Raw genomic sequence first — 22,778 nt, 5'->3', positions numbered from 1 at the left:
GGGGTAATGTGAGCTCATTTTCAATTGATGAGTTGATTACCTTCCACTATGTTTACCCACTTCCACTAAATCAATTTCACAAATTATTAGATGAAATTTCCTCCCTTCATGAACTGCAATTTTTATCGCCTACAAAATTAACGTCCATTCTCCAAATTTCATCGGAAAAAGCAGAAAAAATCCTAACTAATTATAAGAGAATGTTAAAGAAAAATTTGCTTGATGCATATAATCATGAAGGAATACATGTAATTCCTTATACCGATCCAAATTATCCCCTATCTTTACTTACATTAGTCGATTCACCTACTGTGCTTTATGCGAAAGGGGATCTATCTTTATTAACTAGAAGAAAAATTGCTATTATCGGTTCTAGAATGGCTACACAATATACTGTGAAAGCGCTGGAGTCGATTGTTCCACCTTTAATTGAAAAGGATATAGTTGTCGTTAGTGGATTGGCAAAAGGTGCAGATAGAATGGCTCATGAGGCAACTATTCGATACGGCGGGAAAACGATTGGTATATTAGGGAATGGATTATTTCATATTTATCCTAAAGAAAATAAGAAATTAGCGACGATAATGGCTAATCAACACTTATTGGTAACGGAATTTCCACCCTATGTTGGTCCCAAAAGGTGGCATTTTCCACTCAGGAATCGTATTATAAGTGGTATTAGTGAAGCGATTGTAGTAACAGAAGCTGCGGTGAAAAGCGGTACGTTAATTACTACAGATCATGCTTTAGAACATGGAAAAGATATATTTGTAGTACCAGGCCCTATTGATTCAAAACTTTCAGAGGGAACGAATCGATTGTTAAGAGAAGGAGCAATTCCTGTATGGAACGGTCAACAAATTTTAGATGAATTAAATTTGTTTTTTTAGGAAATATATTGAAAAAAAGTTGCATTATTAGTCAAACTGTTATACATTTTGCAACAGGAATTTCTTTAAAAATATATAAAGGTGCCTCTAGTGAGGAGGAAGTTGAAGATGGCAGACTATTTAGTGATAGTAGAATCACCAGCGAAAGCGAAAACCATTGAACGATATTTAGGAAAAAAATATAAAGTAAAAGCATCCATTGGACATGTAATTGATCTTCCGAAGAGCCAAATGGGGATTGATACGGAAGATAATTATAAACCTAAATATATCACCATTCGTGGAAAAGGGCCTATATTACAAGAGTTAAAAACAGCTGCGAAAAAGGCAAAAAAAGTGTATCTTGCAGCCGACCCTGACCGCGAAGGAGAAGCGATCGCATATCATTTAGCAAAAGCTTTAAATATCGATACTGAAAGCGATTGTCGAGTAGTATTTAACGAGATTACAAAAGATGCGGTGTTAGAATCTTTTAAACATCCGCGTCCAATTAATAAGCATCTTGTGGATGCTCAACAGGCTCGCAGAGTATTAGACAGGCTTGTTGGTTATAACATAAGCCCAATTTTGTGGCGAAAAGTGAAAAAAGGATTATCCGCAGGACGTGTTCAGTCCGTTGCAATGCGGTTGATTATCGATAGAGAAAATGAAATTAAACATTTCGTTCCAGAAGAATACTGGACAATTGAAGGAAAATTTGAAAAGAATAAAAAGAAATTTGAAGCGCTTTACTATGGAGATGAAAAGGAAAAAGTAAAGCTCACAAATCAACAACAAGTGGAAGAAATTTTAAAAAAAATAGAGGGATCCGAATTTGAAGTTGTAAATGTGACAAAGAAAGAGAGAAAAAGAAATCCTGCTCCAGCGTTTACAACTTCATCACTTCAACAAGAAGCGGCGCGAAAATTGAACTTCCGAGCAAAGAAAACAATGATGATTGCTCAGCAACTTTACGAGGGTATTGATATTGGTAAAGATGAGGGTACGATCGGTTTAATTACGTATATGCGTACCGATTCCACACGTATTTCGGATGCTGCAAAAGCAGAAGCAATTCAATATATTCACGATAAATATGGCAAAGAATATGTCTCTGAAGAAATTCCAAAGGCGAAAAAACAAACAAATGCTCAAGATGCTCACGAAGCGATTCGACCAACAAGCGTGTTAAGAACACCAGACCAATTGAAAGATGTATTAACTCGTGATCAATTGCGTCTGTATCGTCTCATTTGGGACCGATTTGTAGCAAGTCAGATGGCTCCAGCTATTCTAGATACAGTATCTGTAGAATTAAAAAATTCTGGCTGTATTTTCCGAGCAAATGGATCTCAACTGAAATTTTCAGGATTTATGAAAGTATACATTGAAGGAACTGACGATCAAACGGAAGAAACAACCAAAATACTTCCAGAGTTGCACGTTGGAGACAAAATCAAATCAGTTGAAATCATTCCAAAGCAACACTTTACACAACCACCTCCACGCTATACGGAAGCCAGACTTGTGAAAGAATTGGAGGAACTTGGAATAGGAAGACCATCCACCTATGCTCCGACTGTGGACGTCATCCAAAGACGTGGTTATGTGCAACTTGATAATAAACGTTTTGTCCCGACGGAGCTTGGAGAAATTGTCCATTCATTGATGATGGAGTTTTTCCCGGAAATTATCGATATTGAATTTACCGCGAAAATGGAAGCTGATTTAGATAAAATTGAAGAAGGAAAAACTGATTGGATTCAAATTATCGATAATTTCTATAAAGAATTTGAAAAACATGTAAAGCATGCTGATGAAGCGATTGAAAAAATCGAAATTAAAGATGAGCCTGCTGGAGAAGATTGTGAAAAATGCGGAGCACCAATGGTATTTAAATTAGGCCGTTATGGAAAATTTATGGCTTGTTCCAATTTCCCAGAATGTCGAAATACAAAGACGATTACAAAACCAATCGGCGTAACATGTCCAAAATGTAAAACTGGAGAAATTGTGGAGAGAAAAAGTAAAACGAAACGCATTTTTTACGGTTGTGAAAATTATCCTGAATGCGATTTTGTCTCATGGGATAAACCGATCAGCAGACCTTGTCCAAAATGTAGTTCATTATTAGTTGAGAAAAAAGTGAAAAAAGGTATTCAAGTACAATGTACAAATTGTGACTACGAAGAACAACCAACACAATGAAGTTAGGAAGATGATAATTATGACAGAACAAGTAGTAAATGTAATTGGTGCAGGACTAGCAGGAAGCGAAGCGGCATGGCAGATTGTAAGCCGTGGTGTAAAAGTAAAACTTTATGAAATGAGACCTGTAAAACAAACACCAGCTCATCATACAGACAAATTTGCAGAATTAGTTTGTTCCAATTCATTGCGAGCGAATGCGCTTACAAACGCAGTTGGAGTAATAAAAGAAGAAATGAGAATGATGAACTCATTAGTTATTAAAGCTGCTGACCAGGCTAGCCTTCCAGCAGGAGGCGCTCTCGCAGTCGATCGCCATGAATTTTCTGGATTTATTACAGAACAATTAAAAAATCATCCTCTTGTTGAAGTAGTTAATGAAGAAGTAACGGAAATACCTGAAGGCATTACGGTAATCGCAACTGGACCATTAACTTCTGAAACTTTGGCTAAGAAAATTCAACAATTGACAGGTGAAGATTATCTCTACTTCTATGATGCTGCTGCCCCAATTGTTGAAAAAGATAGCATCAATATGGATAAAGTGTATTTAAAATCACGTTATGATAAAGGAGAAGCTGCATATTTAAACTGTCCAATGACAAAGGAAGAGTTTGAACGATTTTATGATGCTTTAGTAAATGCAGAAGTAGTCGAATTGAAAGAATTTGAAAAGGAAATTTACTTTGAAGGTTGTATGCCGATTGAAGTGATGGCAAAGCGTGGACCGAAAACATTATTATTTGGTCCTTTAAAACCAGTCGGATTGGAAGATCCAAGAACTGGCGAACGTCCATATGCGGTTGTACAACTACGACAAGACAATGCAGCTGGCACATTATATAACATTGTTGGATTCCAAACTCATTTAAAATGGGGAGCGCAAAAAGAAGTATTTCGATTAATTCCTGGTTTAGAGAATGTAGAGATTGTTCGCTACGGGGTAATGCATCGTAACACATTCATTAATTCACCGAAAGTATTAAAGAAAACTTATCAATTGAAATCTCGTTCTAATTTATTCTTTGCTGGTCAAATGACGGGAGTGGAAGGCTATGTTGAATCGGCTGGAAGCGGACTTATTGCGGGAGTGAATGCAGCCCGCTTGGCACTTGGGAAAGAACCGATTGAATTCCCAATTGAAACGGCGTTAGGTAGCATGGCCCGCTATATTACTGAAGCAGATCCAAACAACTTCCAACCGATGAACGTTAACTTTGGTATCTTCCCGGAATTAGGTGAACGAATAAAATCTAAGCAAGAACGAGCATTAAAACATGCTGAGCGAGCAATTGAAACAATTCGGAATTTTATGAATACTCAAACTATATAATTGATTTTAGCCTCTAAATGTTGATATAATGTTTAGAGGCTATTATTTATGTCATCATCTTTGAATAAACGTGGATAAAAAAGGTTAAATTTTTAACAATTTGTGAAGGGAAACTGATTTTTTACAAAATTACTGATTTTTTGCTTGATATATCTCGAAGTTCGGTATACAGTCGAGAATGGATGTTTTCACTGTATGTGTTCCAATAAAGAAATGACGAAAAATATGCCCTAAATGCCGCAATTTTCTTCATGGTACTTCGAAATAGAGGTGACCCAAGTTGAATATTCAACCAACAAAAGCTTTGGATGAGTTTCTCCGAGTAATTCAATTGGAAAAAAATTTTTCTGTTCATACGGTAAAGGAATATGAACGAGACATTACCCAATTCCTTACCTTTTTAAGAGCAGAAGGAGTTGACGATTTACGCGAAGTGGAGTATATACATGCAAGGTTGTTTGTGACCAAACTATATGAAGAAAAACTGTCTCGTACAACAGTTTCTAGAAAAATTTCCTCCATTCGCACATTTTTTCGTTTTCTAAATCGAGATTATGGGATTGACCTTTCGCCTTTTCTATCTTTATATCATCCGAAAAAAGAAAAATTACTACCCAATTTTTTTTATGAAGATGAACTTGCACAGTTATTTGAAGCAAATGCAGGCGACGATTTAAAATCACTACGCAATATGGCGCTACTTGAATTACTATATGCTACAGGAATTCGTGTAAGTGAGTGTACATCGATTGAATTAGACGATATCGATTTTCATTATTCCATTCTTCGGGTGATGGGAAAAGGGAGGAAAGAAAGAATTGTTCCATTTGGGCAATATGCTCATGATGCTTTAATAAAATATATCAATGAAGCAAGACCATTGATTATGAAAAATAATAAGCACAACAGGTTATTCGTGAATATGCGTGGAGGCGAACTTACTGCTCGTGGTGTCCATTATATTTTAAATGAAATGATTCAAAATGCTTGTATGCATACGAAAATTTATCCTCACATGTTAAGACATACCTTTGCGACGCATTTATTGAATAATGGGGCAGATTTACGTACAGTTCAAGAATTGCTAGGACATGCGAATTTATCCTCCACTCAAATTTATACACACGTGACGAAGGAACACCTTCGAAGTACTTATATGAAGTCGCATCCAAGAGCATAATGGTAGGGAGGAATAAAAATTGGAAATGCACGCTACTACGATTTTTGCCATTCATCATAATGGCAAATGTGCAATGGCAGGAGATGGGCAAGTTACATTAGGGAATTCCGTCGTTATGAAGCATACAGCTAGAAAAGTGAGAAAATTATTTAACGGGCAAGTATTAGCGGGATTTGCGGGTTCTGTTGCTGATGCGTTTACGCTGTTTGAAATGTTTGAATCCAAATTGAATGAATATAGCGGCAATCTGCAACGAGCAGCTGTTGAAGTAGCGAAACAATGGCGTGGAGATAAGATGCTCCGACAATTAGAGGCACTATTACTTGTCATGGACAAAAACACGTTGCTTCTTATTTCCGGTACTGGCGAAGTAATTGAGCCAGATGATGGAATACTTGCAATCGGCTCTGGAGGAAACTATGCTCTTGCAGCAGGGAGAGCTTTAAAGCAACATGCGGGGCAGCATATGACAGCGGAAGAAATTGCAAAGGCGGCCCTAACAATTGCAGCCGATATTTGCGTTTATACAAATCATAACATTATTGTGGAGGCGCTAAACTGATGACGACACTTACGCCAAGACAAATTGTAGAACAATTAAACCGATATATTGTTGGTCAAGATGCTGCAAAACGGGCAGTAGCGATTGCATTAAGAAATAGATACCGGAGATCGCTTCTTAGCGATGAACTAAAAAGTGAAGTGATTCCAAAAAATATATTGATGATTGGTCCTACCGGTGTCGGTAAAACGGAAATAGCAAGAAGAATAGCTAAGTTAACAAATGCTCCGTTTGTCAAAGTTGAAGCAACAAAGTTTACCGAAGTGGGCTATGTTGGCCGAGATGTGGAATCGATGGTTCGGGATCTTGTTGAAGCTTCCAGAAGACTTGTGAAAGAAGAGATGATGGAAAAAGTTAAAGATCAAGCAGAACAACAGGCTAATGAAGTGTTAGTAAAATTGCTTGTTCCTTCTAAATCTAAGTCAAAAATGACGCAAAATCCATTTGAACTTTTATTTGGTGGACAAAAAACGGAAAGCCAAACGGATTCTCAAGAAGAAACTGAAATTCGATTAAAACGTTCTAAAGTAAAGGAAGACTTATTAGCAGGTAAACTGGAAGACGAATGGGTAACTGTAGAAGTGACTGAACAAAATACAGCATTTCTAGACATGATGATTCCGGGAATGCCTGAACTAGGCTCTAGCGGTATGCAAGATATGTTATCAAGTCTTGTGCCGAAAAAAACGAAAAAGCGTCGCATGAAAGTGAAAGATGCTCGTCGGGTATTAGCAATCGAAGAGGCGAACAAATTAATCGATTCCGAAGAGCTAGCGCAAGAAGCGATTAAACGTGCAGAACAATCTGGAATAATCTTTATCGACGAAATTGATAAAATTGCAAGCAGAGGTCAGCATTCGTCTGCGGATGTTTCGCGTGAAGGAGTACAAAGAGATATTCTCCCAATTGTAGAAGGATCAACAGTGACGACAAAATATGGACCTGTTAAAACGGATTATATGCTCTTTATTGCTGCAGGAGCTTTCCATATGTCGAAGCCGAGTGATTTAATTCCAGAGTTACAAGGTCGTTTCCCGATTCGAGTAGAGTTGGATAAGTTAACAAAAGAAGACTTTGTTCGGATTCTAAAAGAACCTGATCAATCTCTTATTTTACAATATAGAGCCTTGCTTGAAACTGAAGGCGTATCTATTGATTTTTCTGATGATGCAATTGAACGCATTGCGGAAATTGCAACGGAAGTAAATCAAGAAACGGATAATATTGGTGCACGTAGATTGCATACGATTATGGAGCGATTATTGGAGGAGTTATCTTACGAAGCACCTGAAATTGCTCCAACACATATTCAAATCACTCGTTCATATGTAGACAAAAAACTTGGTGAAATTTCAAAGAACAAGGATTTGTCACAATTTATCCTTTAACATGAATACTTTAGCAAATAAGTATAAAGCATTTTCTACGATAATAATTGAACAATGTAACCCTAGGAGGCAATTAATATGGATTTATTAACAAAAACTAGAAAAATTAACGCATTGTTGCAAAAAACAGCTGGAAAACCAGTTAATTTCAAAGAGATGGCAGATACATTAGGTGAAACGATTGATAGTAATGTATTTATTGTTAGTCGAAAAGGGAAATTATTGGGGATTTCCATTCATCAAAAAATCGAGAATGACAGAATGAAAAAAATGTTAGAAGAACGTCAATTCCCTGAAGAATATACAAATAGTCTGAAAGACATCAATGAAACATCTTCAAATATTGATATCAATAGTGATTATACAATTTTCCCTATTGAAAACCGCGATATTTTCAAAAATGGTTTAACGACAATTGTGCCTATTATCGGCGGTGGTGAACGTTTAGGTACGTTGATTTTAGGGCGTTTAGAGGAACGATTCGGTGACGATGATTTAATTTTAGCAGAGTATGGTGCGACGGTAGTCGGCATGGAAATTTTGCGTGAAAAAGCTGAAGAAATTGAGGAAGAAGCTCGCAGTAAAGCAGTCGTGCAAATGGCTATCAACTCCCTTTCTTATAGTGAATTAGAAGCAATTGAACATATTTTTGAGGAACTAGATGGAAATGAAGGTTTACTCGTTGCATCTAAAATTGCTGATCGTGTTGGTATTACGCGTTCAGTAATCGTTAACGCATTACGTAAACTTGAGTCTGCAGGAGTAATTGAATCAAGATCTCTCGGCATGAAAGGAACATATATTAAAGTATTAAATGATAAGTTTTTGACGGCTTTAGCTGAAATTAAAATGAAATAAGCAAGTTCTTCCTATACTAGAATAATGAATTCATAACAATATTGTTGTGTAATAACTACAACTATTAAAAAGGTCTCATTATTAATGAGACCTTTTTATTTGTGCGCCCGGCATGTACATGAACTATAGGGTGTAAGTCCCGAACCCCGAAGACAGAAGTAGAGGTTAGCTCAACGAAAGGGTGTCCGTGGTGACGCGGAATCTGAAGGAAGCTGGAGGCAAAACACCGGTCCGAGGAACACGAACCTCATATAAGGCTAGGTATGATTGAGTGAGTTTGCAAAACAAAACAAAGCTCTTTCTGTCGAAGGTCATATCGAGTAGATGAGGCGGATAGATGGTGTGAAAGTGCATGTACTTACCCGGGGAGGTCTGGCGGATAGGTGAAGTACGCTTCATAACCTACTTAGTGATAAGTAGCTGAACCGTCAGAAGTCAGCAGAGGTCATAGTATTAGTTGGTTTAGAACTACTAAGAAGGACCGAACAATTAAGAGAGAATAGCCCTTGGCATTCAGTGAGTCATGATGAACACAGAAAACGTAGTACCTCACTTGAGGAAGGAAGCGGTGAATCCCGTGGGAGACCTCTTGGAGGGTGGAGTGACCACTGGCATAAAGAGAACAGCTATTCACGGAAGGAGAATAACGATGCTTTTGAATCAAATCCTGTCACGGGAGAACATGCTTCAAGCACTAAAACGTGTAGAACAGAATAAAGGAAGCCACGGAGTAGATATGACGCCCGTACAAAACCTACGACAGCACATAGTCGAAAACTGGCTATCTATTAAGGAGGCAACTCTCAAGGGAACTTATGAACCAATGCCAGTCCGCAGAGTCGAAATCCCGAAACCTGACGGCGGTGTTCGTTTACTAGGAATCCCTACCGTAACAGACCGTTTGATTCAACAAGCAATCGCCCAAGTACTTTCAAAAGTGTATGACCCTACATTCTCTGAAAACAGCTACGGATTTAGACCAAACCGAAGTGCCCATGATGCGGTGAGGAAAGCGAAAGAATATATAAGAGATGGACATCGATGGGTTGTAGATATGGACTTGGAGAAATTCTTTGATAAGGTCAACCATGACAGATTAATGGGTACACTCGCGAAGAGAATCCAAGATAAACCATTACTGAAATTGATTCGTAAGTATTTACAATCGGGAGTCATGATTAATGGTGTGGTGTCAAGCACATTAGAAGGAACTCCACAAGGAGGACCATTAAGTCCGCTACTATCTAACATTGTACTAGATGAACTAGATAAAGAATTGGAAAGAAGAGGACACAAATTCGTTCGATATGCGGATGACTGTAACATTTACGTGAAAAGTAAACGAGCAGGACTTCGCACAATGGCAAGTATCCAGCGATTTATTGAAGGAAAACTACGACTGAAAGTAAATGAAAAGAAATCAGCGGTCGACCGTCCATGGAAACGTAAGTTTCTAGGATTTAGCTATACCTATCATAAAGAGCCAAAGGTTCGTATCGCAAAAGAAAGCCTTAAACGAATGAAGAATAAAGTTCGTGAAATCACATCACGCAAGATGCCCTACCCGATGGAATACCGCATTCAGAAACTGAATCAATATCTAATGGGATGGTGTGGATATTTTGCGTTAGCAGACACCAAATCTATATTCCTTGAATTAGATAAATGGATTCGTAGAAGACTTCGAATGTGTCTATGGAAGAACTGGAAGAAACCGAAAACAAAGATACGCAACCTTATTCAACTTGGCGTACCACAATGGCAAGCGTATGAATGGGGAAATACTCGGAAGAGTTATTGGCGTATTTCAAATAGTCCAATATTACACAGAACCCTTGGTAACTCCTATTGGAGAAACCAAGGGCTGAAAAGTCTTGAAGCTCGTTATGAAAACTTGCGTCAATTATCTTAATTGAACCGCCGTATACGGAACCGTACGTACGGTGGTGTGAGAGGACGGGAGTTAATCGCTCCCTCCTACTCGATTCCTTTTAATAATTTCATTAAGGGAATAGTTTTATATAATTGTAGTACTTTTTTATCAATTAAGTGATAGCTGATAGTAACTTTTGGGAATTGCAAAGTCAAAAATTTTGTCGAATTGAAACTTTTGTTATCGAAATGTGAACTTTTTGAAAAACTTGGCATGAAAAATTGATTCAGATAGACTATGAAAAAGTGCCAAAAGACGATAGACACTGTGAATTATCTTATTTATAACTCAACTTTCGCAGAGTAATATCTTATTGCAACTCTTGATATGACTGTTTTATATCGTCTTTCATTATTTCTCTTGTTTTTTATTGATTTTATTTTTTTAAAAGAAAAAGACACCTATCTTTTGGTAAAATTATGGTGATCAAACCAAATACCAAAGAAGGTGTCATCATTATGATAACGAAAAAAGATACTTTTGCACAACTACCAAAAGAACTTGAACGAAGATTTTCTGAATTAAATATAGGCAAACATTTGAGAAAAGCGAGAATTACTAAGGGATTTGGTTATTCATGCTTATCTATTTTCCGTCTTATTTTTTTGCTTGTTTTCCAATATAAAAATTGGTTTCAAGCACTTCAAAGTAAGAAAGCCGTGGACTTACCTAAAAAAGATACAATCTACCGTTTTCTAAATTCATCTACTTATGCTTGGCGAACTTTTTTACTTTCCTTATGTCAAGATCTTACTGGACGTATAAAAAAGCTTACATCAAACAACAGAGTGAAGGTGTTTATTGTTGATGATTCACTCTTTTCACGCAACCGAAGCAAGTCTGTTGAACTTCTTTCACGAGTATTTGATCATACAGAGAAACGATTCTATAAGGGGTTTCAGTTGCTTACTCTTGGTTGGTCTGATGGATATTCTTTTCTACCTGTAGACTTTGCTTTATTGAGTTCAGCGAAAAAGGAAAATCAACTTAACGGGGTCGATGAATCCATTGATAAACGCACTTCCGGCTACAAGCGTCGTCTTGAAGCACAACAAGATAAGCCAAGCGTTGTCTCTGCTTTATTGGATCATGCCTTAAATGCAGGAATTACAGCTGATTATGTGTTAATGGATACTTGGTTTACGCATGAGCCTTTGATTGAAAAAATCACGGATAAAGGTTTATTTGTCATTGGTATGGTCAAGCAGCTAAAACAACGTTATTTCATAGATGGTGAAGCCCATACTCTGGATGAACTCTTTAAAAAAGCAAAGCGTACCATGGAAAAGAAAGACCTACTCGGTTCGATCCATGTTCATCTTGCAAAAGGACGACAAGTCAAGATTGTATTCGTGCGTAACCGCAATAAAAAGAGTGAATGGTTAGCCATTTTGAGTACAGATACCACACTTTCAGATGAAGAAATTGTGCGTATTTACGGGATGCGCTGGGACATCGAAACATTTTTCAAGTGTACCAAATCATTGCTTAACCTAGCAAAAGAATTTCAAGGTCGTTCGTATGATCTGTTGATTAGTCATACAACGATTGTGTTTACTCGCTTTATACTCTTAGAGTGGGAGCGTAGACAAAACAACGATCCTAAAACGATTGGAAATCTCTTTTTTCTATTATGTGAAGATGTAAAAGATATGAATCTAGAGAGTGCATTGAATCAATTATTAGCGATCTTCCAAACATTAGCAGAAGCTAATGTTTGTTTGAACATGGAATTATTTAAAAGTAAAGTACAAGAATGGATTGCGTCTTTACCCAATTACATCAAGGGATGTCTGACAATATCTGTGTGCGAAAGTTGAGTTTATAATAAATACTAGTGTTGAGTAAGAAATTTGTCATTTTTGTAATGAAATAGAACGAGGTGAACGGTTTGAACTTGTTTGGAGGAACAATAAGTAACTTAGAGCATGGTTTAAAATACGCATCGCTAAAAAATAAGACTATTGCACATAACATTGCAAATGTCGATACGCCTAATTACAAGGCAAAAGATGTCAAATTTAAAAAACTATTGAATGATGAAAATGAAAAACAACTTAGGGCGAACAAATCAGATAAGAGACATTATGATTTTAGTTTTGAACAATCTACCCATGTTGTTTATAGTTATGAAAACTTTCAATATCGCCATAACGGCAACGGTGTAGATATGGATAAAGAACAAGCAGAATTAGCGAAAAATACGATTTACTACAATGCTTTGATTGATCGCATTAACGGTAAATTCAATACATTAAATACAGTCATTAAAGGAGGGAAATAGTAATGTCAATCTTTTCTAGCATCAATACAACAACATCAGCTTTAACTGCTCAACGCTTACGAATGGATGTCATTTCCTCAAATATAGCGAATGTTGATACAACTCGTGCTAGACAAGTGAATGGTGAATGGGAGCCGTACCGTCGGAAAACGGTGACACTTACTGCAAATGAAGGTACATTTTCATCCTTTTTAAATAAAGCAGTAGGGAAGAGCAATGGCGTAGGCAATGGAGTAAAAGTAACAAAAATAAATGAGGATAATGAAACGCCGTTCAAACTCGTATATGATCCAAGCCATCCAGATGCAAACGAGGATGGATATGTACAAATGCCTAATGTCGATGTGTTAAAAGAAATGGTCGATTTGATCTCTGCTACTCGTTCATACGAAGCAAATATAACCGTTTTAAATGCAAGTAAAGCGATGTTAACAAAGGCTTTAGAAATAGGTAAATAAGGGTGAACAATGAGAGGGGTGAATTGATGTGGCAATAAACCAAGTAAACTTATCTATTCCACTTCAAAATGTGAATGGTAATAGAGTGATATCCAATCAACAAACGCCATTTGAAGCGCAAAAAAGTTTTGCCAATACATTAAAAGAAGCGATTGACAAAGTAAATGATTACCAAGTTCAATCAGATGAATTAACAAATAAGTTGATTCATGGAGAAAACGTTGAGTTGCATGATGTAATGATTGCAGCACAAAAGGCGAGCATTACATTAAATGCTACGGTTGAAATTCGCAATAAAGTAATTGAAGCTTATCAAGAAGTTATGCGAATGACTGTATAATCTACGGTTACGCACGGAATATAAAATGTTAGTGTATTCACTAGTACCGGAGGATTTGTAATGAATGATCGACTTAATAAATTAAAAACCGATTCCATTAATTTTTGGAAAAGTCGGACAAAGAAGCAGAAAGGTGCAATAATTGGAACCTTCGTAGGGGTTATAGCGATAGCGGCTATTATTACATATTTTACTACTCGAACAAACATGGTTCCCCTTTTCACAGAATTATCAGCAAAGGAAACTGGGGAGATTGCGGAAGTATTAAGCTCTCAAGGTGTTACATATGAAATTGCTCCAGGTGGAACGAACATTTTAGTTCCAGAAAAGCAAGTTGATTCCATAAAAGTTTCCTTAGCCGCACAAGGATACCCTGAAACTGGAGGAATTAGTACAACATTCTTCACAGAAAATGCTGGCTTTGGTATGACGGATAATGAATTTAACGTCATCAAGCATAAAGCCCTAGAAACAGAACTTGAAAACCTCATAAAGAAAATCGATGGGGTAAAAGATGCAAAAGTTATGATTTCTATGCCAGAAAAAGGTGTATTCATTAATCAGAATGCGGAGAATCAAAACGCTTCTGCTGCTGTCGTATTACATACTGAACCAGGTCATAAGTTCACTGATGACCAAATTAAAACATTATATAACCTTGTATCGAAAAGTGTTCCTAATTTAAGCACAGACAATATTACAATATCTAATCAGTATTCTGAATATTACGATTTAGAATCCGCTATAGCTGGAAGTGGTTCAATCGACTCTGTAGAAGGTCAAATGAATGTAAAGAAAACGATTGAACGTGACCTTGAACGTCAAGTTCAAAAAATGCTTGGAACATTAATGGGACAAAACAAAGTTGTTGTATCAGTCACTACAGATATCGATTTTAAGAAAGAAAATCGTGAGGAGAAATTAGTAAAACCTGTAGATGAGGAGAATATGGAAGGCATTGAAATCAGTGCCCAACGCATTACTGAAACATATACAGGTATGAATGGTGCAACAGGTCCAACGGAGATGGGCGATCCGACTGATAATGCAACCGGATATCAAGAAGTTTTAAACGGCAATGGTGATTACGAACGAATTGAAGAAACAATTAATAATGATGTAAATCGCATTAATCGTGTAATCCAAGAAAGCCCGTACAAAATTCGCGATATTGGTATTCAAGTCATGGTTGAGCCACCTGTTCCTGAAGATCCAACATCCCTTTCAGCTACAGTTGTGGAAGATATTGAACAAATTTTAGCAACTATTGTCCGAACTTCAATTGATAAAGAAGCTGCTGGAGAATTAACAGATGAAGAAATTGAAAACAAAATTGTTGTTTCTGTTCAACAATTCTATGGCAATGACGTAGAAAATATCGAAGAAACACCAGTGATTCCATGGTGGATTTGGGTTGTTGGTGGAATTTTAGTTGCTGCAATTCTTCTTCTTATTGTTTACATCTTGCGTTCGAAAAAGCGAAAAGCGGAAGAAGAAGCTATGGAAATTATTGAAGAACAAGAAGAGTTGCTTGTGGAAGATATTAATCAAGAAAAAGAAACAGAATCTACAGTTCGTCGCAAGCAATTAGAAAAAATGGCAAAAGAAAAACCGGAAGATTTTGCAAAATTATTGCGGAGCTGGATAGCTGAAGATTAATGGATAGGAGGTTCGACTGTGTCTAAAAAAGAAAAGAAATTTTTAACAGGAAAACAAAAAGCTGCACTGCTGTTAATTTCTTTAGGACCAGAAGTTTCCGCAAATGTTTATAAACATTTATCTGAAGAGGAAATTGAACGACTTACATTAGAAATTTCAGCAGTGAAAAAAGTTGAACCTGAAGTGAAAGAACAGATTATCGAAGAATTTCATAACATTGCTCTAGCTCAAGATTATATCTCGCAAGGTGGTATCGGCTACGCAAAAACAATATTAGAAAAGGCGTTAGGTCCTGAACAGGCACAAAATATTATCAATCGTTTAACATCTTCCTTGCAAGTTCGACCTTTCGACTTTGCTAGAAAAGCTGATCCATCACAAATCTTAAATTTTATACAAAATGAGCATCCGCAAACAATTGCGTTAATTTTGTCATATTTAGATCCGCAGCAAGCTGGTGTTATCTTATCTTCATTACCACAAGAAGTGCAAGCGGATATCGCAAGAAGAATTGCCACTATGGAATCGACTTCACCAGAAGTCATTAGTGAAATTGAATCGGTATTGGAAAGAAAATTGTCATCCACTTTTACGCAAGATTATACGGAAACTGGCGGCATCGATGCTGTAGTAGAAGTATTAAACGGTGTGGATCGCCAAACAGAAAAAACAATACTCGATGCGCTTGAAATTCAAGATCCAGAGTTGGCAGAAGAAATCAAAAAACGCATGTTTGTATTTGAAGATATTGTGACTCTCGATAATCGTTCAATTCAACGAGTTATTCGAGATTGTGAAAATGAAGACTTGTTGCTCGCAATGAAAGTATGTAGTGATGAGGTAAAAGAAATTATTTTCCGCAATATGTCACAACGAATGGCGGATACATTTAAAGAAGAGATGGAAATTATGGGACCTGTACGCCTACGTGATGTAGAAGAAGCACAAATGAGAATTGTTGCTATCATTCGTCGATTAGAAGAAGCTGGAGAAATTATTATAGCTCGAGGTGGAGGAGATGACGTCATTGTCTAAGCTAATCCGTTCGAGCGAGGCAATTAAAAAGCAAAATGGGCCGGTTCAAATTGAAATTCGAAATCTTTTTGCGAAACAGTTTGATTCTACCCAGGATATAGGCGAAGAGGAGCATTCAATCACATTAGACGAGGTGTACAAAGAGCGAGATCGCATTCTTGAAGAAGCGAATCTAGAAATCTCTTCAAAGCGGGAAGAATTTGAATTGTATTGCCAAGCGAAACTAGAAGAAATCGAGAAATTAAGACAGCAATGGCAAGAGGAAAAGCTCATTCTTCAAAAAGAAGCATATGATGAAGGCTTTCAACAAGGTTATGAAGAAGGAATTCAGAAAGCGACTGCAGATATGGAAAATGCGTTAAAACTAGCGAATGAAACTGTTGAGAATGCTCACATCAATGGAATGAAATATGTTGAGGAGCAGGAACATGTTATTTTAGATTTGGCGATTAAATCAGCGGAAAAGATTATTGGAGCATCGCTAGAAAAAGATGAAGCGTTATTTTTATCCATAGTTCGAAGAGGTTTAAAAGAAGCGCAAGAAAGCAAAGAAATTAAACTATATTTATCACCAGTATATTACAAGTTGGTAACTGAAAATCGAGATGAACTAGCAGCAATGTTCCCGCCGGATGTTCCGTTCTTAATCTTTGTAAATGAAGATTTGAACGATACAGATAGCTACATTGAAACAAATCATGGGCGCATCGTATTATCAATTGATGAACAATTGAAAGAATTGCGCTTAAAGCTTAGCGAAATTTTGGAGAGTAAGGATTGATTCCGATGAAAGCGGCTGACTTGGTCAACAATATACCTGCCATCGACACGTTCAAAAAATATGGAAAAGTTACGAGAGTTGTCGGACTATTGATAGAATCTCAAGGTCCAGAATGTTCCATCAATGACGTATGCAAAATTCATGTTCGTACGAAAAAAGGGCACGAAGTAATTTTAGCGGAAGTAGTAGGCTTTAAAGATGAGTATGTTATGTTAATGCCTTTTACTTCCGTACGAGAAATTTCCATTGGCTGTTTAGTGGAAGGAACAGGAAGTCCATTAGAAGTTAAAGTCGGTCCTGAATTAATTGGAAAAGTACTAGATTCGCTAGGCAACCCTTTTGATGGGACTTCTCTTCCGAGAGGATTAGTTTCGGTACCTACAGAAAACGAACCTCCAAATCCTTTGCATCGTCCGCCCATTGATCAGCAATTGGAAGTGGGAGTAAAAGCCATTGATGCGATGCTGACGGTAGGAAGCGGACAAAGGGTTGGTATTTTTGCAGGTTCTGGTGTGGGTAAAAGTACTCTTCTCGGCATGATTGCACGTAACACAAGAGCAGATTTAAATGTGATAGCTCTTATTGGTGAGCGCGGCAGAGAAGTGAGGGAGTTTATCGAACGTGATTTAGGTGAAGAAGGATTAAAACGATCCATCGTGATTGCAGCTACAGGTGATCAGCCTGCATTAATGAGGATAAAAGGTGCTTTTACTGCGACAGCCATTGCTGAGTATTTCCGAGAACGAGGTTTAAATGTCATGTTAATGATGGATTCTGTTACTCGTGTTGCAATGGCACAACGGGAGATTGGATTAGCAACAGGTGAACCGCCTGCTCAAAAAGGTTATACGCCATCAGTCTTTTCAATATTACCGAAATTGTTAGAAAGAACCGGGACAAGCATGAAAGGGAGTATAACGGCCTTTTATACGGTGCTTGTTGATGGGGATGATATGAATGAACCAATTGCAGATGCGGTTCGAGGTATTTTAGATGGACATATCGTATTAGACCGCACCTTAGCAAATAAGGGACAATATCCGGCTATTAACGTACTAAAAAGTGTCAGCCGTTTAATGAATCATATTTCTTCTGAAGAACATGTAAAAGCTGCTGAGAGAATTAGAGAATTGTATTATACATACGCAAAATCAGAAGATTTAATAAACATTGGGGCTTATAAAAAAGGAACGTCGAAAGAAATTGACGAAGCGATTTATTATGAACCCCTTATTACTCAATTTTTAAAACAAGGATTTAAAGAAAAAGTAACACTTGAAGAAAGTGTTAACGAACTAATTGCTTTAGCGAATGGCGGTGGCAAATAATGGTTCAATATACGTATCGATTTGAAAAACTATTAACAATTCGCGAACAAGAAAAACAGCAAACAGAAATGGCTTACAAAGAATCGGTTCGATCTTTTGAAAAAGTAGCGACACAATTATATGAATTGTTAAAGAAAAAAGAAAACTTAATTGAATATCAAAATGAGCGGTTAAAAAATGGACTAACGATTGATGAAATCCACCATTTTGCAAAGTTTATTGATAGTTTGGAACATACCATTGATGAAGTACAACAAAAAGTAAAACAAGCACGTGTAAAAATGCAATGGTATGAACAAAAATTAGTAGAAAAAAACTTGGAAGTACGTAAGTATGAAAAAATGCGAGAGAAGGATTATAGTGCATTTCAAGAGGAACAAAATCGCCTAGAGGCCCAACACTTGGACGAGATTTCCTCACTTATGTACAACAAGAAGATATTTAGGTGATTTTATGGTGAAAGTGAACAAAAAGCTGAAAAATGATTATACTGAAGATTTTATGGAAAAAAAATCACCAGGATTTTTTCAAAAATTCTTCGCTTGGGTGATTATTCCGCTACTATTCGTTATAGCCATTTTGCTCGTCGTTGCTCAATTTACAAATACGAACATCTTTGAAAAGGCTTCTGAAATGTTGCCTCGTACTGAAGAAGAAACACCTGCCAGCGCTATTGATATGGACAATAAAATTGTTGAATTACAAGCGCAAATTCAAGAAAAAGATGCGCAAATTGAAAAATTACAAAGCGAATTGGATACTGCTTTAGCTGAGAACGAAAATCATATAGCAATACAGAAAGAATTGCGAAAAAGAATTGAAGAATTAGAATCTGGAAAACAAGAATCAAAAAAAGATTTGAAAGAAATTGTTAACACTTATGAAAAAATGTCGGCCAAAGCTGTTGCACCAATCATTGTAGAAATGAAAGATGAACAAGCGTTGGAAATATTATCGAATATGAAGCCAGATACACTTTCTCAAGTTTTAGCGAAAATGGATCCGAAAGAGGCTGCAAGATATACAGAATTATTATCTAAAAACAAAGAATCAAATACCAACTAGAAAGGAGGTGAAAGAATGAGTATAGGAATGCCCTTTATTATATCTCAATCCCAATCGTTAGGATCCATAAAAGGACAGCAAAATGTTTTCAAAAACAAAGAAGGTTTTAGTAAGTTTGGTGATGTTTTTAATAAGGTTGTTCAAAGTGAAGAGAAAATGTCATCCGGAATTATGGAAACGGTAGAAAAAGAAATTCAACCACTATTAAAAGCTGATTCCGTAGAAGACATATTTGATTTACTCGAAATTCCTAACGATGAAGGATTGATTATACTCTCCCAAGGTGAAGAAGAGCAAGTAATTACAATAGAAGAATTAATGTCAAACATCGATGACATTTTAACACTATTAAATATGAATACTGAGCAACTAAATGAAATTGCTCAAGAGCTTTTGGGAGAAGAAGTTCGCATCGATAATATTTGGGATTTCATTCATCTCGTAAATCATGAACAGCAGTCTTTAAACGCCAACGTTGAGTCGCAATTGTTGGACAAAATGACTTCAATTTTATTTGGCGAAGAGAATGGATTACAAAGAGATGTAGTGAAATTTTTGCAAGTAATAAAATTAGCCCAATTAGTTGGCGAACAGTCTCAATTAAAATTAGAACAACAAGAACAGATTTCTAACTTAAAAACGTTCTTACTGAATATTGAAAAAACAATTATAAAGGAAATGACAACATCAACTGGCAAATTTTCATTAGAAAATTTCCAGCAAGTCGTAGTTAAACAGGTAAAAACAGAAGTTGATTCTAACGCTCATACAACTTCCAATATTTCTTTACATCAAAATTCGGAAACGAAAACAATTACGATTACTTTGCCAAATACAAATAATGGATCACAGGCTGAATCATTAGTAAAACAAATTGAATCGATATTACAACGTAGCCAAATATCCAATTCTCAAGGAACAACGAAATTATTATTAAAACTTTATCCTGAACATTTAGGATCTATTCGAATCGAATTAGTACAAAGAGACGGTGTGATTTCTGCTAGATTGCTTGCTTCAACTGCACTTGGAAAAGAATTACTGGATAGTCAAATTCATCAATTAAAGCAAGCGTTTGTTCAACAAAACATTCAACTTGATCGAATCGATATTCAACAAAGTTTACAAGAGACGGATTTACGCGACCAAAATTTATTTAACAATATGTTTAAAGGTCAGCAACAGTCTGAAGAAAATGATAAAGATTCAGAAGAGCAGCAAGATGATGAAAAACTGTCTTTTAAAGAATTTTTAGTAAATGAGGAAGTGTAGCATATGGCAGAAATGTCAAAAATCACAAATGATTACTATTTATCTAACAATAAAAAAGTAGAAAAACGTACAGGAAACTCTATCCTTGGTAAAGATGATTTTCTAAAAATTCTAATCACTCAGTTGCAGCATCAAGATCCAACTAATCCAGTAGAAGATAAAGAATTCATTGCTCAAATGGCTCAGTTTTCAACATTAGAACAAATGCAGAACATGACGAAAGCAATGGAGGATTTGCTCGAATCACAATTGCAAACGCAATTGATGGCATACACATCTTTCATAGGGCAAGAAGTAAAATGGCATGAAATTACCGATAAATTGGATGAAAAAGGAAAGCCGATTATTAACGAAGGCCAAGGGGTTATCGTTGAAATAAAATTTAAAAACGGCATGCCATTGTTTATATTAGATGATGGAAAAGAAATTACTGCAGGCAATATTTCTTCTATTTTAAAAAAGAATAGCGAAAAACCTGTAGTTGAAAATCCTCTAGTAGAGGCAAGTAAACTTATTGGAAAAACTGTCAAATACCAAAATGAAAACGGTGAGTTTGTTCAAGGAATCATCGAAGCTGTGACAACAAACAATCAAACAATTGAATATATTTTAGATAACCAAGTTCGGTTAAAGAAAGAGCAATTTGAAATTGTCAGTGAATAAGGTTGGTGAATCCATGCATCGAATACAATTTCAGCACGTACCATTACAACCGATTCATCTAAAACATAGCTCGAAACCAACAATAGAAAAAAAGACGACAAGCTTCATTGAGCATTTTGAACAAGCGAAAAATGAACTGAAAATAAGCAAACATGCTAATGAAAGAATTCGGGAACGAAATATTCAAATTTCAGAAGAAGAGTGGGAAAAAATTACGGACAAAGTAATTGAAGCTCGTTCGAAAGGGATTAAACAACCACTCGTATTAATGGATCAAGCTGCGTTAATCGTGAGCGCTAAAAATGGAACAGTCATTACAGCAATGGAGAGAGATGAAGCAAAAGAACAATTATTTACAAATATTGATGGCACTATTGTACTTTAAGGCAGGACCAATCTGGATGCCTTCGTTTGCGGACTGACAGAAGCAAACAATATACAATCGAAAGGAGAAGGAAAAACATGCTACGTTCAATGTACTCTGCTATTTCCGGAGTAAGAAACCATCAAACAAAATTAGATGTTATTGGGAACAACATTTCCAATGTTAACACATATGGATTCAAGAAAAGTAGAACAGTATTTAAAGAAATGATTTCTCAAAACATCGGTAGTGCTTCCGGTGCAACAGCAACACGTGGAGGTGTCAATCCAAAACAAGTAGGATTAGGTTCTACAATGGCAGCAATTGATGTCATTCATTCTACTGGAGCCCTTCAATCTACTTCTCGCACTCTTGACTTAGCGATTTCAGGTGACGGGTTCTTTATGGTGGCTGATACAGTAATTGATTTTAAACGATATAGCTCAGATGAACCAGATGTTGCTGAAGAGATTAGTGATGAGGGGGTAGGTGAAACTAACTTCACGAATATTTTATATACAAGAGCGGGGAATTTTTATTTGGATGATGAAGGATACCTTGTCAATGCTGAAGGGAAATATTTAGTTGGTGTAGCACCTGTAGTCGATGATGAAAATGGTGACGATGTTATTAACTCATTAGATTTCCCTACAATACCTGGGAAAAACACAGACATAGACGGTAATGAGGATTTATCACCATCTGACGATCCTGCATGGATTACACCAGTTGAAGATGAAATTGATGGTATGGATGTTATATATAAACCAATTCGAATTCCTACAGATGCAACAGAAATGAGTATCGGGCAAGATGGTACTGTGACATTTGTTGATGCAAATGGTGAATTAAAATGGGCAGGGCAAATTGTGTTGGCAAAATTCCCTAACGCAGGTGGTCTTCAAAAAGTTGGAAACAACTATTATCAAGAAACGAATAACTCAGGAGCTGCCTATACACAAGTTGCAACCGTAGCAGGTATAGGCTCTATCGAATCTGGGTTCCTTGAAATGTCAAATGTGGACCTATCAGAAGAGTTTACGGAAATGATTGTGGCACAACGCGGTTTCCAAGCAAATACTCGCGTAATTACAACTTCCGATCAAATTTTAGAAGAATTAGTGAACTTAAAACGATAATCAATCTAGTAATCTTTTAACTTACTAGTCTTTGGATTATTTTAAAGAAAAGGAGGGTC

22 protein-coding genes are annotated in these 22,778 nt (G+C 36.5%); all 22 read left to right on the top strand.

All coding sequences use genetic code 11. The features are described 5' to 3' along the window. Positions 1–8 precede the first annotated feature (8 nt). Complete coding sequence (gene dprA, locus NSQ18_RS02640) at positions 9–890, top strand: DNA-processing protein DprA (protein ID WP_232019921.1); 882 nt, start codon at positions 9–11, stop codon at positions 888–890. 108 nt (positions 891–998) lie between these two features. Beyond that, on the top strand, positions 999–3,077 hold the full coding sequence (topA, locus tag NSQ18_RS02635; RefSeq protein ID WP_339288875.1) for a type I DNA topoisomerase: 2,079 nt from the start codon (positions 999–1,001) through the stop codon (positions 3,075–3,077). Positions 3,078–3,096: 19 nt separating this feature from the next. Next, entirely contained in the window at positions 3,097–4,410 is a 1,314-nt protein-coding gene (gene trmFO, locus NSQ18_RS02630; protein WP_339288873.1) for an FADH(2)-oxidizing methylenetetrahydrofolate--tRNA-(uracil(54)-C(5))-methyltransferase TrmFO, read from the top strand. 280 nt (positions 4,411–4,690) lie between these two features. Then, on the top strand, positions 4,691–5,590 hold the full coding sequence (gene xerC / locus NSQ18_RS02625; protein ID WP_172597855.1) for a tyrosine recombinase XerC: 900 nt from the start codon (positions 4,691–4,693) through the stop codon (positions 5,588–5,590). 25 nt (positions 5,591–5,615) lie between these two features. Beyond that, the gene (gene hslV / locus NSQ18_RS02620; protein ID WP_040764442.1) at positions 5,616–6,152 is read left to right on the top strand and encodes an ATP-dependent protease subunit HslV; all 537 of its coding nucleotides are present in this window, start codon (positions 5,616–5,618) and stop codon (positions 6,150–6,152) included. Next, on the top strand, positions 6,152–7,540 hold the full coding sequence (gene hslU, locus NSQ18_RS02615) for an ATP-dependent protease ATPase subunit HslU (protein WP_016837420.1): 1,389 nt from the start codon (positions 6,152–6,154) through the stop codon (positions 7,538–7,540). Before hslV ends, hslU begins: the two co-directional genes overlap by 1 nt. A 78-nt stretch (positions 7,541–7,618) precedes the next feature. Next, positions 7,619–8,398: a GTP-sensing pleiotropic transcriptional regulator CodY gene (gene codY, locus NSQ18_RS02610; RefSeq protein WP_016837419.1), complete on the top strand. Its 780-nt coding sequence runs from the start codon at positions 7,619–7,621 to the stop codon at positions 8,396–8,398. Positions 8,399–9,047: 649 nt separating this feature from the next. Further along, positions 9,048–10,310: a group II intron reverse transcriptase/maturase gene (gene ltrA / locus NSQ18_RS02605; protein ID WP_339289573.1), complete on the top strand. Its 1,263-nt coding sequence runs from the start codon at positions 9,048–9,050 to the stop codon at positions 10,308–10,310. 479 nt (positions 10,311–10,789) lie between these two features. Further along, positions 10,790–12,151: a transposase gene (locus NSQ18_RS02600; RefSeq protein WP_096550531.1), complete on the top strand. Its 1,362-nt coding sequence runs from the start codon at positions 10,790–10,792 to the stop codon at positions 12,149–12,151. A gap of 71 nt (positions 12,152–12,222) precedes the next feature. Then, positions 12,223–12,615, top strand: coding sequence for a flagellar basal body rod protein FlgB (gene flgB / locus NSQ18_RS02595; RefSeq protein WP_026018944.1), 393 nt, complete (start codon positions 12,223–12,225; stop codon positions 12,613–12,615). 2 nt (positions 12,616–12,617) lie between these two features. Then, positions 12,618–13,073 (top strand): flagellar basal body rod protein FlgC, encoded by a 456-nt coding sequence (gene flgC, locus NSQ18_RS02590; RefSeq protein WP_016836753.1) that lies wholly within the window; start codon positions 12,618–12,620, stop codon positions 13,071–13,073. An 85-nt stretch (positions 13,074–13,158) separates the two neighbouring features. Continuing rightward, positions 13,159–13,413 carry a flagellar hook-basal body complex protein FliE gene (fliE, locus tag NSQ18_RS02585; RefSeq protein ID WP_238536173.1) on the top strand — a complete coding sequence of 85 codons (255 nt, stop codon included), beginning with the start codon at positions 13,159–13,161 and terminating at the stop codon, positions 13,411–13,413. A 60-nt stretch (positions 13,414–13,473) separates the two neighbouring features. Beyond that, on the top strand, positions 13,474–15,072 hold the full coding sequence (gene fliF / locus NSQ18_RS02580; protein WP_016836755.1) for a flagellar basal-body MS-ring/collar protein FliF: 1,599 nt from the start codon (positions 13,474–13,476) through the stop codon (positions 15,070–15,072). Between the two features lie 18 nt (positions 15,073–15,090). Further along, positions 15,091–16,107, top strand: a complete 1,017-nt coding sequence (gene fliG, locus NSQ18_RS02575; RefSeq protein WP_096550657.1) for a flagellar motor switch protein FliG — start codon at positions 15,091–15,093, stop codon at positions 16,105–16,107. Continuing rightward, positions 16,091–16,888, top strand: coding sequence for a flagellar assembly protein FliH (gene fliH / locus NSQ18_RS02570; protein ID WP_184656203.1), 798 nt, complete (start codon positions 16,091–16,093; stop codon positions 16,886–16,888). The genes fliG and fliH overlap by 17 nt, the downstream gene beginning before the upstream one ends. A 5-nt stretch (positions 16,889–16,893) precedes the next feature. Next, a complete protein-coding gene (gene fliI / locus NSQ18_RS02565) occupies positions 16,894–18,216 on the top strand; it encodes a flagellar protein export ATPase FliI (protein WP_026018945.1) in 1,323 nt (440 codons plus the stop codon). Next, positions 18,216–18,665 carry a flagellar export protein FliJ gene (gene fliJ / locus NSQ18_RS02560; protein WP_016836758.1) on the top strand — a complete coding sequence of 150 codons (450 nt, stop codon included), beginning with the start codon at positions 18,216–18,218 and terminating at the stop codon, positions 18,663–18,665. The genes fliI and fliJ overlap by 1 nt, the downstream gene beginning before the upstream one ends. 4 nt (positions 18,666–18,669) lie before the next feature. Next, positions 18,670–19,281: a MotE family protein gene (locus NSQ18_RS02555; protein ID WP_339288864.1), complete on the top strand. Its 612-nt coding sequence runs from the start codon at positions 18,670–18,672 to the stop codon at positions 19,279–19,281. A gap of 15 nt (positions 19,282–19,296) precedes the next feature. Next, positions 19,297–20,553, top strand: coding sequence for a flagellar hook-length control protein FliK (locus tag NSQ18_RS02550; RefSeq protein ID WP_016836760.1), 1,257 nt, complete (start codon positions 19,297–19,299; stop codon positions 20,551–20,553). A 3-nt stretch (positions 20,554–20,556) separates the two neighbouring features. Further along, a complete protein-coding gene (gene flgD / locus NSQ18_RS02545) occupies positions 20,557–21,216 on the top strand; it encodes a flagellar hook assembly protein FlgD (RefSeq protein WP_016836761.1) in 660 nt (219 codons plus the stop codon). Further along, a complete protein-coding gene (locus tag NSQ18_RS02540) occupies positions 21,203–21,601 on the top strand; it encodes a TIGR02530 family flagellar biosynthesis protein (RefSeq protein ID WP_339288862.1) in 399 nt (132 codons plus the stop codon). Before flgD ends, NSQ18_RS02540 begins: the two co-directional genes overlap by 14 nt. Before the next feature lie 77 nt (positions 21,602–21,678). Next, complete coding sequence (locus NSQ18_RS02535; RefSeq protein ID WP_016836763.1) at positions 21,679–22,719, top strand: flagellar hook-basal body complex protein; 1,041 nt, start codon at positions 21,679–21,681, stop codon at positions 22,717–22,719. Positions 22,720–22,778: the final 59 nt, after the last annotated feature.

The organism is Ureibacillus sp. FSL K6-0786 (assembly GCF_037965165.1).
In the GTDB taxonomy this organism is placed as follows: domain Bacteria; phylum Bacillota; class Bacilli; order Bacillales_A; family Planococcaceae; genus Ureibacillus; species Ureibacillus thermosphaericus.
The sequence above is the reverse complement of the archived record's forward strand: the minus strand, read 5'-3'. Positions and strand labels throughout refer to the sequence as shown.

Coding starts and splice junctions, on each gene's coding strand:
- topA (WP_339288875.1), top strand. CDS start 999: ATGGCAGACTATTTAGTGATAGTAGAATCACCAGCGAAAGCGAAAACC.
- trmFO (WP_339288873.1), top strand. CDS start 3,097: ATGACAGAACAAGTAGTAAATGTAATTGGTGCAGGACTAGCAGGAAGC.
- hslV (WP_040764442.1), top strand. CDS start 5,616: ATGCACGCTACTACGATTTTTGCCATTCATCATAATGGCAAATGTGCA.
- hslU (WP_016837420.1), top strand. CDS start 6,152: ATGACGACACTTACGCCAAGACAAATTGTAGAACAATTAAACCGATAT.
- codY (WP_016837419.1), top strand. CDS start 7,619: ATGGATTTATTAACAAAAACTAGAAAAATTAACGCATTGTTGCAAAAA.
- ltrA (WP_339289573.1), top strand. CDS start 9,048: ATGCTTTTGAATCAAATCCTGTCACGGGAGAACATGCTTCAAGCACTA.
- NSQ18_RS02600 (WP_096550531.1), top strand. CDS start 10,790: ATGATAACGAAAAAAGATACTTTTGCACAACTACCAAAAGAACTTGAA.
- flgC (WP_016836753.1), top strand. CDS start 12,618: ATGTCAATCTTTTCTAGCATCAATACAACAACATCAGCTTTAACTGCT.
- fliF (WP_016836755.1), top strand. CDS start 13,474: ATGAATGATCGACTTAATAAATTAAAAACCGATTCCATTAATTTTTGG.
- fliH (WP_184656203.1), top strand. CDS start 16,091: ATGACGTCATTGTCTAAGCTAATCCGTTCGAGCGAGGCAATTAAAAAG.
- fliI (WP_026018945.1), top strand. CDS start 16,894: ATGAAAGCGGCTGACTTGGTCAACAATATACCTGCCATCGACACGTTC.
- fliJ (WP_016836758.1), top strand. CDS start 18,216: ATGGTTCAATATACGTATCGATTTGAAAAACTATTAACAATTCGCGAA.
- NSQ18_RS02555 (WP_339288864.1), top strand. CDS start 18,670: ATGGTGAAAGTGAACAAAAAGCTGAAAAATGATTATACTGAAGATTTT.
- NSQ18_RS02550 (WP_016836760.1), top strand. CDS start 19,297: ATGAGTATAGGAATGCCCTTTATTATATCTCAATCCCAATCGTTAGGA.
- flgD (WP_016836761.1), top strand. CDS start 20,557: ATGGCAGAAATGTCAAAAATCACAAATGATTACTATTTATCTAACAAT.
- NSQ18_RS02535 (WP_016836763.1), top strand. CDS start 21,679: ATGCTACGTTCAATGTACTCTGCTATTTCCGGAGTAAGAAACCATCAA.